A 12,011-nucleotide genomic window follows, 5' to 3' on the forward strand; every position below is an offset into this window, starting at 1 on the left:
AGATTGCGGGAACACTTTGCTAAAGGGACAGAAAATTTACCCGTTAGAGCGTCTCCGCATTTCTTCAAAATGCGAAAATGCTCTAACATTTTGTTTAACGCATTGTCCGGACGCAAAACCGCTTCGCACTTTTGCTGGAAATGCTCTAGAGAAAGCCCTCGCCATGATCCCTCGTTATTCCCGGCCGGAAATGGTCGCAATCTGGTCGCCGGAAACAAAGTTCCGCATCTGGTTCGAAATCGAGGCACATGCCTGCGACGCGCTGGCCGAAATCGGCGTTATTCCAAAAGAAGCTGCCAAGACCATCTGGGAAAAGGGCGGCGCTGCGGAATTCGACGTTGCGCGCATCGATGAGATCGAAGCCGTCACCAAGCATGACGTCATCGCCTTCCTCACGCACTTAGCGGAATTCGTCGGTCCAGACAGCCGTTTCATCCACCAGGGCATGACCTCTTCGGACGTTCTGGACACGACGCTGAACATCCAGCTCGTGCGCGCCGCCGATCTGCTGCTTGCCGATATGGACCGCGTTCTGGCTGCGCTGAAAACCCGCGCTTTCGAACATAAGGACACGGTCCGCATTGGTCGCAGCCATGGCATTCACGCCGAGCCAACGACCATGGGCCTGACCTTTGCCCGTTTTTATGCCGAAATGGACCGCAACCGCGCCCGTCTCGTCAATGCCCGCGAAGAAATCGCCACCGGCGCTATCTCTGGCGCTGTCGGCACCTTCGCCAACATTGACCCATCGGTGGAAGAACACGTCTGCAAGGCGCTCGGCCTATCGCCAGAGCCTGTGTCCACGCAGGTCATCCCGCGTGACCGCCATGCCATGTTCTTCGCAACATTAGGCGTCATCGCCTCGTCGATCGAAAACGTCGCCATCGAAATCCGTCACATGCAGCGCACCGAAGTTCTGGAAGCCGAAGAGTTCTTCTCTCCCGGCCAGAAGGGTTCGTCTGCCATGCCGCACAAGCGCAACCCGGTTCTGACCGAAAACCTCACCGGCCTTGCCCGTCTGGTCCGCATGTCGGTCGTTCCTGCCATGGAAAACGTAGCGCTCTGGCACGAACGCGATATCAGCCACTCTTCCGTCGAGCGCGCTATCGGCCCGGACACGACGATCACGCTCGATTTTGCGCTGAACCGTCTGGCCGGCGTTGTTGAAAAGCTGGTTATCTACCCGGACAACATGTTGAAGAACATGAACAAGTTCCGTGGCCTCGTGCATTCGCAGCGCGTGCTGCTGGCACTCACGCAGGCTGGCGTGTCGCGTGAGGATTCCTATCGTCTGGTCCAGCGCAACGCCATGCGCGTCTGGGAAGAAGGCAAGGACTTCCTCGAGGAACTGCTGGCCGACGAAGAAGTCCGCGCAGCTTTGCCGGAAGAAAAAATCCGCGAGAAGTTCGATCTCGGCTATCACACCAAGCATGTGGACACGATTTTCACGCGCGTGTTTGGCAAGGCTTGATCGACACTCTATTATCCGTCATTCCGGCCTTGAGCCGGAATCCAGCAGCGCCGCGTCCGCGGTGCGAAAGAGTCTTCTGCGATCAAGGACTTGATCGCACTGGATCCCGGATCAAGTCCGGGATGACGGAAATAGAGAAAGCTTGTCTGCTATAAACAGCATCGCCGATTACTTTGTCTGTAATTAAGCGGACCTTGATTATAGCAACCACAACACCAAGATATGGCACATGAAAGCATCAGAAGCAGATATCCTCATCGTCCCCGGCTATACCAATTCCGGCCCCGACCACTGGCAGAGCCGGTGGCAGGAAAAACTGTCGACTGCGCGTCGCGTCGAACAGGCGGAATGGGCAAAACCCGTCAAGGATGATTGGGTGGCAAAGCTGGTCGAGGAGGTCAACGCCTGCACGCGGCCCGTGGTGCTGGTTGCGCATTCGCTGGGCGTGCCAACTGTTATTCACGCGTTGCCGCAGATCAAAGACAAGATCGCCGGTGCCATGTTGGTATCTCCGCCGGATGTTGCCAACCCGGCGATACGGCCCAAGCACCTGATGACGTTCGGCCCCTATCCACGTGATCCTCTGCCCTTTCCGACAATCACCATCGCCAGCCAGAACGATCCGTTTGGCAGCTATGAACATGCGGGCGATATCGCCAACGCCTGGGGTTCCACATTGATCGATGCTGGCATGTCCGGTCACATCAACAAGGAATCCGGTCACGGCCCCTGGCCGGAAGGCACTATGGTTTTTGCGCAGTTTATCAGCAAGTTGAAGCCACCTGCCGGATTCGGCGAATAAATTTAAAAAAATATTGTTTTAGGCTACAACTTTAGTGTGCGGAATACAAAATTCCGCACCTCCCTTTTAACCACGGCTTAAGTCTGCAACAATAGTCTGCGCTCTGTGTCAGCGTGCGCTGGTGCGCGATTTAATATATTCAACATCATGGCAGGATCGCGTGGCCGAAGATCTGTTGCTGAAAGATATTCTTGACGCCCTGCCCGTTCCCGCCCTTCTAATTCGGACGAGCGGTGAGATTATCTGTCATTCACAGCGCTTGCCGATACCCGCCACACACGAACAACCCAGCAATCTGGTAGACTTCATCCATGCAGATGACCACGGCAACGTCTTGGCGGCGCTTGCGTCTTTGACAACCCTTTCCCCTGTCATGCTGGAGGTGCGGCTGCGCAGTAAGGGCTACGCCGTTCTGTCACTCGGATTGAACGGCACCAACGCTCTTGCGCAATTTACGGACATCACCGAGCAGCGGGAACGTGAAAAAGAAATCGCAATCCGTGAAAGCCGCTGGAACAACGCGCTTGTCAGTTCGCTGTCCGGTGTCTGGGACCAGAATTTCGCGACAGGCGAAATGTATGGTTCGGAAACATGGCGCGCCATTCGCGGCATGACGCAGCAAGACCAGTTTGAAAGCAACTTCGACAAATGGGCGGAACTGCTGCATCCGGATGACCGCGAACACACGCTGCATTGCATCGAACGGCAAAACGCCGGTGATCCGGCTTACGCGGTATTCCAGTATCGTGAGCGCCACAAGGACGGCCACTGGGTCTGGATCGAATGTCGCGGCGCCTGCATCGAGCGCGATGAGAACGGCAAGCCAGTGCGCATTGTGGGCACGGATACCGATGTGTCAGAGCGCAAAGCCAGCGAACAGGAAATGGAGCGCATTTCGCGGCATCTGAAACTTGCACTCGACGCTTCGCAAGTTGGCGTATTCGAGGTTGATTTGGAGTCAGGGGTCACCATCTGGGACGACCGCATGTATAAAATTTTTGGCGTCGACCAAAAAATACCTGTCATGGTCGGCGGCCTGTGGGACAGCATCATCCACCCGGACGACCTGAAGCGGGTAGACGACAATGTCTGGGACAAGATCGAAAAGCTGCAACTCTTCTCGGAAGAATACCGGGCCATCATGCCGGATGGTTCCTTGCGCTACGTTCGAGCGCGCTCGCTGCCGTTCATCGATGTGGATGGCCGCAAAAAAATGATCGGCGTCAATTGGGACGTGACGGCGGATGTGCAACTGCGCAATGATCTGGAGCGGGCCAAAACACTGGCGGAGGCCCGCAACCACGAACTGGAAGCGGCCAAAATCAGCATCGAATATAATGCGATGCATGATTATCTCACGGGCCTGCCCAACCGTCGTTATCTGGACGAAATGCTGGAACGGCGCACCGCTGAAAGCAGCGAAAACGGCAACGGCATCGCGATATTGCACATCAACCTGGATCGCTTCAAACGGATCAACGATACGCTCGGCCACCGCGCCGGCGATGTCATTCTCAAGCATGTCGCCGAAATGCTGCGCAAAAACCTCAAGCCGAACGAGTTCGTGGCACGCATCGGCGGTGATGAATTCCTGCTTGTCTCACCGTTTAACGGCAAGACGCGAAAAATCGCGACGATCGCCGACAGGCTTATCAGGGAACTCAGGAAACCAGTGCGTCACGAAGGGCATGATTGTCGGTTCGGTGCCAGCATCGGCATTGCCTGCGGCCTGGGGTCTGATCTGGACTACAAGCAAATCCTGCTGAATGCCGATATCGCGCTGTACAACGCCAAAAAACGCGGTCGCAACAGACATGAATTTTTTTCGTCGGATACTCAGGACTGGCTCATCAATACCAAGCGCGTTTCAGATGAAATATTGACTGCCCTGGAGCGAGACGAATTCATTCCCTATTACCAGTTCCAGTTCGATGCACGGACGCTGAACATTTCAGGCGTCGAAACGCTGGCCCGCTGGAACCACCCGGTCGAGGGTATTCTGACGCCGGATAAGTTTCTGGCCGTTGCGGAAGATCTGGACGCCGTGGCCGCCATCGATGGCGTCATTCTCGAAAAAGCGTTGGCGGATTTCAAGCGATGGCAGGCGGCGGGCCTGCCGATCCCCAAAGTGTCCGTCAACGTCTCCGCACGGCGTCTACACGACCCGGCTCTCACCAAAACACTGGATAGTCTGAAGATTGAACCAGAGACATTGTCCTTCGAATTGCTTGAATCCATCTTTCTGGATGAGAGCAATGATGTGGCAAACGTGAATATGAAAAAGCTGCGCGAACTGGGCATCGACATTGAAATCGATGACTTTGGGACCGGCCATGCCTCGATCATCAGTCTGCTACAGGTCAACCCCAGCACGCTGAAAGTGGACCGCGAGCTTGTGCGCCTCATCTCGCAATCCAAAGAACAGCGCAAGCTGCTAAGCTCCATTGTCGATATCGGTCATTCGCTCGGCATTAAAGTTGTTGCAGAGGGCGTGGAAACGGCGGAACATATCCGCATTCTGCAAGAAATGGGGTGCGATTCGCTTCAGGGTTACGCGCTTTGTCGACCCATACCGCCAGATCAGGTGCCAAGCTTCGTTGCCGCAGAGGGATGGCGGTCCGCACCGTTTCAAACACAGCGGCCAAGCCGCATCAAGGCAAGCAGCCTGACAGTTTTAAAATGAGGCTTTGACAGCCGCGAACAACGCATCGGCACTACCTGCCAAAAACCACGACATGGCAGCGTAGAAAAAGCGATCAATGCTGATTGTCTGAGCATATATTTTCGAGACATTTCGGATATCTTTTCAGCGAAAACATAATTTAATCCCTGTTTTTATTGGATAGTTATTTTGGCTCTCACCGTGAGGACTATTTGCCTGTGAAATAAAACTGTTGAAAAGGCCTATTGAGGCGTCTGCCGTCTCGCAGAAGTGACGTGCAACAGCCAGAATTGGAGGGAACCTGCCGCACCCGCATTGTGGAATTGCTTCTTTTCCTTTATGGGACCGCCTTAACACACGAAACGAGCGCCACGACAGGCGCCAACCAAGAGATTTGTGATTATGAATCGTCGCCGCCGTATTTACGAAGGCAAGGCCAAGATCCTTTATGAAGGTCCAGAGCCGGGAACTCTCATTCAGTTCTTCAAGGACGACGCAACTGCCTTCAATAAGAAAAAGCACGAAGTCATCGATGGCAAGGGTGTTCTGAACAACCGTATTTCGGAATATCTCTTCACGCATCTGAACAAGATCGGCATTCCCACGCACTTCATCCGCCGCCTCAATATGCGCGAGCAGTTGATCAAGGAAGTGGAAATGATCCCGCTTGAGGTTGTCGTGCGCAATGTCGCCGCAGGCTCGCTCTCCAAGCGGCTCGGCATCGATGAAGGCGTGGTTCTGCCGCGCTCCATCATCGAATTCTATTATAAGTCGGATGCGCTCGAAGACCCGATGGTGTCCGAAGAGCACATCACGGCTTTCGGTTGGGCAAACCCTGCCGAACTCGATGACATCATGGCGCTTGCCATTCGCGTCAACGACTTCCTGTCCGGTCTCTTCCTCGGCGTCGGCATTCAGCTGGTCGACTTCAAGATCGAATGCGGTCGCCTTTTCGAAGGCGATATGATGCGCATCATTCTGGCAGATGAAATTTCTCCGGATAGCTGCCGCCTCTGGGACATCGAAACGCAAGAGAAGATGGACAAGGACCGTTTTCGTCGCGATATGGGTGGACTTGTCGAAGCCTATTCGGAAGTTGCGCGCCGTCTCGGCATCATCAATGAAAACGAACCACTCCGTGGCACTGGCCCGGTTCTAGTCAAGTAAATTCAGGAGAGTATCAGGTGATCAAGGCACGGGTGACTGTTACGCTGAAAAACGGCGTTCTCGATCCGCAGGGTAAGGCAATCGAAGGCGCGCTTGGCAGCCTCGGTTTTGATGGCGTAGGCCAGATCCGTCAGGGCAAGGTTTTCGATCTTGAACTGAACGCAGCTGACAAGACGAAGGCTGAAACCGATCTGAAGGCGATGTGCGAAAAGCTGCTCGCCAACACGGTTATCGAAAACTACTCTATCGCTATTCTCTGACGCTCAGGAGCCGATGCCCATGAAATCCGCAGTCGTCCAGCTTCCGGGCCTCAATCGCGACCGTGACATGATCGCGGCTTTGACACGGATTTCCGGCAAGGCTCCTGTCACCATCTGGCAGACGGAAACGGAAATCCCCGATGTCGATCTGATCGTCATTCCCGGCGGCTTCTCCTACGGCGATTATCTGCGCTGCGGCGCGATTGCTGCCCGTATGCCCGTCATGCAGGCCATTCGCGAAAAAGCCGAACAGGGCGTCAAGGTTCTTGGCGTCTGCAACGGCTTCCAGATTTTGGTCGAAGCCGGCATGTTGCCGGGCGCTTTGATGCGCAATGCATCGCTCAAATTCGTTTGCCGCGAAGTGAAGTTGGAAGTCGTCAACAACGACACCGAATTCACCCGCGCCTACGACAAGGGCCAGATCATCCGCTCTCCCGTTGCCCACCATGATGGCAACTATTTCTTGGAGCAGGAAGAGCTGAAGGCACTTGAAGCCAATGGACAGGTCGTGTTCCGTTATGCGGAAGGCACCAACCCCAACGGCTCGCTGAACGACATTGCTGGCGTCATCAATGCCAAGGGCAACGTTCTGGGCATGATGCCACACCCGGAAAACCTCATTGAAGCCGCACATGGTGGCAATGATGGTCGCGGCCTGTTTGCATCTGCCCTCGGCGTCATCGCAGCATAAATATTAACAAAGCCGGTTTAAACCGGCTTTTTTTACATCCCACTGTCATGGATTGAAGCGATGAACCGCCTGCCCCGTCGTCATGTACTGAACATCGCAGGCCTCGGCCTCATCGCGCTTTCCCTTGCAGCCTGCCAGTCCGAGAGAAAACCAGCCGCTTCATCCGTATCGCACGCAGCACTCCCCACCATGGAGCGCGTGGCCCTGGGCGCGAACGCCTGCTGGTTCAAGTCGGGCGATCCGGTTTTCAAAGCCTATCGCCTTGCACCGGAACTGAATTCCTTCTCCGGTCGTCCACGCATTCTGCTGGTGCCACGCAACAGCCCGGAATCGCGCCCCATGCTGGTGGTGCAGGCCGAAGGAAATCCGGCAAAGGTGGATGCATTCGGCCCGGCCATGAACGAACCACACGCCGCCCGCATGACCACGGACATCAAACGCTGGGTCAATGGCGGCAAGGGTTGCTGATTGTCAGCAACCGCAAAGGCAGACGTCATGCGCCTGCCATCTGACCGCTTTTAGATCATTCGCGACGGCCACTGGAGCAGCCTTGTTTTAGACAGTTCCTGCGTTGCCTCGTATTTTGTCAGCCCAACATCGGACAATTGCTCATCTGACAACGCACCAAGCGCAAGACGGCTAGCCCGCTTGCGACGCCATGCAGCGAAGCTGCCCAGCAGGCGCTCCAGCACGTTACGTGGTGGCGCCTGGAATGGCGCAGCATCGACCATATCGCTGAACACACGCTCTCGTGTGTAATTGTCCGAGTAGATTGTATCTATTGTCGAAAGATATTGATCCAGCTTTCGCATATTGCACCCCTTCTGGATTTCACGAAAAACAATTCAATTCGCACAATCAATACAATTGACATGGGTACGGGTACAATGCATAAATTGTCACCATGACAACTTGGCTTCCAGACTTATCGGATGGCGCAGGGCCGATTTATCTTCGCCTTGCGGACAACATCGAAACGGCAATTAACGAGGGCACGCTGGCGCCCGGTACAAAATTGCCGCCCCAGCGAAACCTTGCCTTCGATCTGGGGGTGACAATCGGCACGATCAGTCGCGCCTATTCGCTGATCCATGAACGTGGCCTTGTCAGCGGTGAAGTCGGCCGCGGCACCTACGTCAATGACCGGCAGGCCGCAGCGGCGGCTCCCTCCTCCAAACCAATCAATCCTGAAAACCCGTTTGGCAGCACCCGCGTGTCATCAGAGGTTGCCGGCCATATCGTTCTGAACGGCACGGCTGCGCCCAATATCGGGCAGCAGGAGGTCGTTAACGCCCACATCGCCGCCATCATGGCCGAGCATCCCAACGACATTACCGATTACACCCGTGGCTTTCCCAAGGGCTGGGTGGAGGCTGGCACACGATGGCTTTCACAGGGGGACTGGTCGCCCAAACCGGCAGGCATCGTCGCCACGCTCGGTGCCCATGCGGCAGTCATGAGTGTCATCGGAGCCATGACGGCACCGGGAGATCGCATCGTTTTTGAACCCGTCACATACTCGCAGGTCAGCCGTGCCGCCGTGTTGAACGGACGCCGTGTCTCGCTTGTGGACATCGATGAGCACGGCATCGTGCCGGATGATTTTGAGCGCGTTTGCGCGCAGCAACATCCAAAGATGATATTCGTCATGTCCTGCGCGCAGAACCCGACATGTACGGTGCTGTCACTGGAGCGCCGCAAGGCCATTGCCGAGATCGCGAAGCGTTACAATGTCTGGATCGTGGAAGACAATCTTTATGGCGCGATGCGCAGTGATGGCATTCCCCTGATTGCGGAACTTGCACCGGATCAGACGTTTCTGGTCGGTGGCCTGTCGAAATCCGTCGCTGCCGGTCTGCGTGGCGGCTGGGTCGCCTGCCCTCCGCACTTCGCTGCACGCGTCCGTGTTGCCCATAAAATGCTGACAGGCGGCTTGCCGTTTTTGCTTGCGGAATTGTCCGCACGCCTCGTCAACAGCGGCGATGCAGACGATATCCGCCACGATTGCGTCCAGGAAATCATCAAGCGCGAGGCAATCGTCCGCCAAACCTTCACAGGACTGGAATTCAATTCCGCACCGGAAATTGCTTTTGCCTGGGTAAAACTGCCAGAGCCTTGGCTTTCCGGCACGTTCCGCAGTGCAGCCGTCAAAGAAAGCGTCTTCATCGATGACGAAGACGAGTTCAAACCCGGTCGCACCGAGAGGATTTTCCACCGGGTCCGCGTCAGTTTCTCGCTTCCGAAATCCCATGCGGAGTTGAAGCAGGGGCTTGGCATTCTGCGCAGACTGCTCGACAACGGCACGGCGGGGTATGACAGCGTCGGCTAATCACCCCGGCGACCGCCATAAGCAGTGAATTTGCGGGGTCTGACAGGCATTTTCCTGTCGCAAGAAGCCATCTCTTAGGGTAAAGAACCGGAAACTCCCGTACCGGCTCGAACCCCGTGAGACCTATGACACTTCCAAATCATATCCAGATCACCCCGGAACTCGTTGCATCCCACGGGCTGAAGCCCGATGAATACCAGCGTATCCTAGACCTGATCGGGCGCGAGCCGTCCTTTACGGAACTTGGCATTTTCTCTGCCATGTGGAACGAGCACTGCTCTTACAAGTCCTCCAAGAAGTGGCTGAAGACCCTGCCGACCACCGGCCCCCGCGTTGTACAGGGACCGGGCGAAAACGCAGGCGTCGTGGATATCGATGATGGCGATGTCGTCGTGTTCAAGATGGAAAGCCACAACCACCCGTCTTACATCGAACCTTATCAGGGCGCGGCAACCGGCGTTGGCGGCATTCTGCGTGACGTGTTCACCATGGGCGCGCGCCCAATCGCTGCCATGAACGCGCTGCGCTTCGGTGCGCCAGACCATCCAAAAACACGCCACCTCGTGGCTGGCGTTGTGGCCGGTGTCGGCGGTTACGGCAACTCCTTCGGCGTGCCGACGGTTGGCGGCGAAGTCGAGTTTGACGCGCGCTACAACGGCAACATCCTCGTCAACGCTTTCGCCGCTGGCCTTGCCAAGTCCGACGCGATCTTCCTGTCTGAAGCCAAGGGTGTTGGCCTGCCGGTCGTTTACCTCGGCGCAAAAACAGGCCGTGACGGCGTTGGTGGCGCGACCATGGCCTCTGCGGAATTCGACGAATCCATCGAAGAAAAGCGTCCCACCGTTCAGGTCGGCGACCCCTTCACTGAAAAGTGCCTGCTGGAAGCCTGCCTTGAACTGATGAAGACGGGTGCCGTCATCGCCATTCAGGATATGGGTGCCGCTGGCCTCACCTGCTCCGCCGTTGAAATGGGTGCCAAGGGCGACCTCGGCATCGAACTCAATCTCGATCAGGTTCCGGTTCGCGAAGAGCGCATGACCGCTTACGAAATGATGTTGTCTGAAAGCCAGGAGCGTATGCTCATGGTTCTGGAGCCTTCCAAGGAAGATGTTGCCAAGGCGATTTTCGTCAAGTGGGGTCTGGATTTCGCCATCGTCGGCAAGACCACGGACGACCTGCGCTTCCGCGTTCTGCACAATGGCGAAGAAGTCGCCAACCTGCCGATCAAGGAACTCGGCGACGAGGCACCGGAATACGACCGTCCTTGGACACCCGCCAAGGTTCCAGCACCTCTGGCTGCAAACGACGTGCCGGATGCAGACGTGGCTGACGCCCTGCTCCAGCTCGTTGGCTCCGCCAACAACTCGTCGCGCCGCTGGGTTTACGAGCAGTACGACACGCTCATTCAGGGCAATTCCTTGCAGTTACCGGGCGGTGACGCCGGTGTCGTGCGCGTGGAAGGCCATGAGAAGAAGGCACTGGCTTTCTCCTCTGACGTCACCCCGCGTTACGTCGAAGCCGACGCCTTCGAAGGCGGCAAGCAGGCCGTTGCCGAATGCTGGCGCAACATCACGGCAACCGGCGCCTTGCCGCTGGCCGCCACTGATAACCTGAACTTCGGCAATCCTGAAAAGCCGGAGATCATGAGCCAGCTCGTTCATGCCATCAAGGGCATTGGCGAAGCCTGCCGCGTGCTGGAATTCCCGATCGTATCCGGCAACGTCTCGCTCTACAACGAAACCAACGGTCAGGCGATCCTGCCAACCCCAACCATCGGCGGCGTTGGCCTGCTGGGTGATTGGGGCAAGATGGCCCGCATTCGTTTTGCCGCTGCCGATCAGGTCATTCTTCTCGTCGGCGCGCCTGAAGGTCTCGGTTTGCACATCGCGCAATCCGTCTACATGCGCGACGTCCATGGCCGCATCGATGGCCCTGCCCCGCATGTCGATCTCGTACATGAAAAGAAGAACGGCGATTTCGTTCGCGCCATCATCACCGATGGTTTGACGACAGCCGTTCACGATTGCTCGTCCGGCGGCCTGGCACTTGCCGTTGCCGAAATGGCAATCGCGTCCGATATCGGCGCGACGGTCGAGGCCGTCGAAGGCCATAACCCGATCCTCACATTCTATGGTGAAGATCAGGGCCGTTACGTTCTGACGGTGAGCCAGAGCGACCTCGAAACCGTCAAGGCTCGCGCCTCTGCGGCAGGCGTTTCTATTGCCGTCATCGGCAAGACCGGCGGCTCCACGGTAAAGCTGGGAATGGCCCGCGCAGTCGAGATTAATGAATTGCGCTCCGCCCATGAATCATGGTTCCCTCAATTCATGGACGGCGAGACTCTCGTCGCAGCAGAATAATAATTGAGGAGTGAACACCATGCCCATGAAACCCGGCGATATTGAAGACATGATTAAGGCCGGAATTCCCGGAGCAAAGGTAACCATTCGTGATCTCGCCGGTGACGGCGATCACTATGCAGCGGAAGTCGTGGCAGATGCCTTCAAGGGCAAAAGCCGCGTGCAGCAGCACCAGATGGTTTATGATGCCCTGAAAGGCAATATGGGCGGCGTGCTGCACGCACTCGCCTTGCAAACGTCTGCCCCGGAATAAGCCAATCAAGACTACA

General features: G+C 56.3%; 11 protein-coding genes. 10 read left to right on the forward strand and 1 reads right to left on the reverse strand.

Annotation, left to right across the window (positions count from 1 at the left end):
- Positions 1 to 163: 163 nt before the first annotated feature.
- The 7 genes from purB to RMR16_RS07000 all read left to right on the forward strand — a co-directional run bounded on the left by purB (position 164) and on the right by RMR16_RS07000 (position 7,521).
- Positions 164 to 1,471, forward strand: a complete 1,308-nt coding sequence (gene purB, locus RMR16_RS06970) for an adenylosuccinate lyase (protein ID WP_320201513.1) — start codon at positions 164 to 166, stop codon at positions 1,469 to 1,471.
- A gap of 229 nt (positions 1,472 to 1,700) precedes the next feature.
- Complete coding sequence (locus RMR16_RS06975) at positions 1,701 to 2,273, forward strand: RBBP9/YdeN family alpha/beta hydrolase (RefSeq protein WP_320201514.1); 573 nt, start codon at positions 1,701 to 1,703, stop codon at positions 2,271 to 2,273.
- A gap of 373 nt (positions 2,274 to 2,646) precedes the next feature.
- Positions 2,647 to 4,956 (forward strand): sensor domain-containing protein, encoded by a 2,310-nt coding sequence (locus RMR16_RS06980; RefSeq protein WP_413786040.1) that lies wholly within the window; start codon positions 2,647 to 2,649, stop codon positions 4,954 to 4,956.
- Between the two features lie 381 nt (positions 4,957 to 5,337).
- On the forward strand, positions 5,338 to 6,102 hold the full coding sequence (gene purC / locus RMR16_RS06985; RefSeq protein WP_320201516.1) for a phosphoribosylaminoimidazolesuccinocarboxamide synthase: 765 nt from the start codon (positions 5,338 to 5,340) through the stop codon (positions 6,100 to 6,102).
- 17 nt (positions 6,103 to 6,119) lie between these two features.
- Positions 6,120 to 6,362: a phosphoribosylformylglycinamidine synthase subunit PurS gene (gene purS, locus RMR16_RS06990; RefSeq protein WP_320201517.1), complete on the forward strand. Its 243-nt coding sequence runs from the start codon at positions 6,120 to 6,122 to the stop codon at positions 6,360 to 6,362.
- Between the two features lie 19 nt (positions 6,363 to 6,381).
- Positions 6,382 to 7,053 (forward strand): phosphoribosylformylglycinamidine synthase subunit PurQ, encoded by a 672-nt coding sequence (gene purQ, locus RMR16_RS06995; protein ID WP_320201518.1) that lies wholly within the window; start codon positions 6,382 to 6,384, stop codon positions 7,051 to 7,053.
- A 60-nt stretch (positions 7,054 to 7,113) separates the two neighbouring features.
- Entirely contained in the window at positions 7,114 to 7,521 is a 408-nt protein-coding gene (locus RMR16_RS07000) for a hypothetical protein (protein ID WP_320201519.1), read from the forward strand.
- A 50-nt stretch (positions 7,522 to 7,571) separates the two neighbouring features.
- Here the strand turns inward: RMR16_RS07000 and RMR16_RS07005 are convergent, their stop codons facing one another.
- Complete coding sequence (locus tag RMR16_RS07005; RefSeq protein ID WP_320201520.1) at positions 7,572 to 7,865, reverse strand: DUF1127 domain-containing protein; 294 nt, start codon at positions 7,863 to 7,865, stop codon at positions 7,572 to 7,574.
- Between the two features lie 92 nt (positions 7,866 to 7,957).
- Here RMR16_RS07005 and RMR16_RS07010 point away from each other — a divergent pair, with 92 nt between their 5' ends.
- The 3 genes from RMR16_RS07010 (at position 7,958) to RMR16_RS07020 (ending at position 11,995) form a co-directional block, all read left to right on the forward strand.
- A complete protein-coding gene (locus tag RMR16_RS07010) occupies positions 7,958 to 9,382 on the forward strand; it encodes a PLP-dependent aminotransferase family protein (protein ID WP_320201521.1) in 1,425 nt (474 codons plus the stop codon).
- Between the two features lie 125 nt (positions 9,383 to 9,507).
- Complete coding sequence (purL, locus tag RMR16_RS07015) at positions 9,508 to 11,742, forward strand: phosphoribosylformylglycinamidine synthase subunit PurL (protein ID WP_320201522.1); 2,235 nt, start codon at positions 9,508 to 9,510, stop codon at positions 11,740 to 11,742.
- Between the two features lie 19 nt (positions 11,743 to 11,761).
- The gene (locus RMR16_RS07020; RefSeq protein ID WP_320201523.1) at positions 11,762 to 11,995 is read left to right on the forward strand and encodes a BolA family protein; all 234 of its coding nucleotides are present in this window, start codon (positions 11,762 to 11,764) and stop codon (positions 11,993 to 11,995) included.
- Positions 11,996 to 12,011: the final 16 nt, after the last annotated feature.

Source organism: Agrobacterium sp. rho-13.3, from assembly GCF_033957765.2.
GTDB lineage: Bacteria > Pseudomonadota > Alphaproteobacteria > Rhizobiales > Rhizobiaceae > Agrobacterium.

Excerpts from the sequence above, each read along its gene's own strand:
- RMR16_RS07020 (WP_320201523.1), top strand. The coding sequence starts at position 11,762 with ATGCCCATGAAACCCGGCGATATTGAAGACATGATTAAGGCCGGAATT.
- RMR16_RS07010 (WP_320201521.1), top strand. The coding sequence starts at position 7,958 with ATGACAACTTGGCTTCCAGACTTATCGGATGGCGCAGGGCCGATTTAT.
- purB (WP_320201513.1), top strand. The coding sequence starts at position 164 with ATGATCCCTCGTTATTCCCGGCCGGAAATGGTCGCAATCTGGTCGCCG.
- RMR16_RS06975 (WP_320201514.1), top strand. The coding sequence starts at position 1,701 with ATGAAAGCATCAGAAGCAGATATCCTCATCGTCCCCGGCTATACCAAT.
- RMR16_RS07005 (WP_320201520.1), bottom strand. The coding sequence starts at position 7,865 with ATGCGAAAGCTGGATCAATATCTTTCGACAATAGATACAATCTACTCG.
- RMR16_RS06980 (WP_413786040.1), top strand. The coding sequence starts at position 2,647 with ATGCTGGAGGTGCGGCTGCGCAGTAAGGGCTACGCCGTTCTGTCACTC.
- purQ (WP_320201518.1), top strand. The coding sequence starts at position 6,382 with ATGAAATCCGCAGTCGTCCAGCTTCCGGGCCTCAATCGCGACCGTGAC.
- RMR16_RS07000 (WP_320201519.1), top strand. The coding sequence starts at position 7,114 with ATGAACCGCCTGCCCCGTCGTCATGTACTGAACATCGCAGGCCTCGGC.
- purL (WP_320201522.1), top strand. The coding sequence starts at position 9,508 with ATGACACTTCCAAATCATATCCAGATCACCCCGGAACTCGTTGCATCC.
- purC (WP_320201516.1), top strand. The coding sequence starts at position 5,338 with ATGAATCGTCGCCGCCGTATTTACGAAGGCAAGGCCAAGATCCTTTAT.